The 1,243-nt window shown below is 47.5% G+C and carries 2 protein-coding genes; both read left to right on the forward strand.

Annotated features, from left to right (window positions below; translation table 11 throughout):
* On the forward strand, positions 1-716 hold a 716-nt coding region (locus tag ADK28_RS33370; RefSeq protein ID WP_048794907.1), incomplete at its 5' end, for an EndoU domain-containing protein.
* Positions 717-727: 11 nt separating this feature from the next.
* A complete protein-coding gene (locus ADK28_RS03600; protein ID WP_033640400.1) occupies positions 728-1,051 on the forward strand; it encodes a hypothetical protein in 324 nt (107 codons plus the stop codon).
* The last annotated feature ends 192 nt before the right edge of the window (positions 1,052-1,243 follow it).

Raw genomic sequence — 1,243 nt, forward strand, 5'->3', positions numbered from 1 at the left:
CCGATCTGAACAGCGCGCCGCTGGAAGTGACCGATGCAGCGGGCAACCTGTGCTGGTCCGGGCAATACGACACCTTCGGCAAGCTGCAGGGCCAGACGGTGGCCGGCGCGGCGAAGCGGCAGGGCGCGCAATACCAGCAGCCGCTGCGCTACGCCGGGCAATACCAGGACGACGAAAGCGGCCTGCACTACAACCTGTTCCGCTACTACGAACCCGAGGTGGGGCGTTTCACCACGCAGGATCCGATAGGGTTGGAAGGCGGGCTGAATTTATATGCTTATGTCATGAACCCACTGACGTGGGTTGATCCTTTGGGATTAGCTGGGTGTCAGAGTGTAAACGCTAAACATATTTTTCATGGTGAGATTAACCGCCGAGGTCGTGCTGTTGGTTTCCATCATGAAGGAAGCATTGGGCATCTAGGAAAAGCTAGAGTAACTCAAGTCACGACACCACCAAACGCTCATGGCGTATATAAAGGTAAAGTGGAAATATTCGATTCTACTAGTGGGCAATGGGTACAAAAAGGGCCAGAATCTACATTTTTCCCAACATCATGGAACAGGCAGAAAGTAATGTCCGAAGTCCGTGGGGCATATAATAATGGCACGGTCATGCCAAATGGAAAATGGGAGGGTATATCTCCGAGTGGCGTGAAAATTGGTGGCTATTTGGATTCTGGTGGGAATATTAATACAGCTTTCCCAATAATGTAATGGAGGTGGGAATGAGATTTTTTATTGGTGATGACGGTTATCCATCTATAGAAGCTAATGGTGATTTTAGGATACTGATTGACTTTTTAAAGGATGATATCCAAAGAAGTATCTATGGTGTCAATGAGTTTATTGAGGCTTGTAAGCTTGTAAGATCTGGATCTCTGCCATTTTGGGAGGGGACGGGGAACTCTCATACTATAACTATTAAACCTAACGGTGTAGAGATTTTTAATGAGTACACCGAGGAGTCTATGATTGTTTCGAGTATAGATGAGTTTGAGGGGTATCTTGAGAAATGGAAGCATCTAATTTCAAATACAAGTAGCTTGTGAGAGTGAGAGGGATAAATAATATACTTTAACGCTAAAAAATTAGGTTCAGCGAGGCGTTCTTTAGAAATAAGAATGAACTGGTTTATATAAGTCTGCAAAACGACATCCTCGCGCACCTGCCACTGGTGCCGATCGCCGACAACTGGCAGGCGCACTGCCGCGGCCCGCAGGGCGAATTCGAGGCGCAGTATC

It is taken from the genome of Serratia sp. 506_PEND, assembly GCF_001076875.1.
GTDB classification, from domain to species: Bacteria; Pseudomonadota; Gammaproteobacteria; order Enterobacterales; family Enterobacteriaceae; genus Serratia; species Serratia marcescens.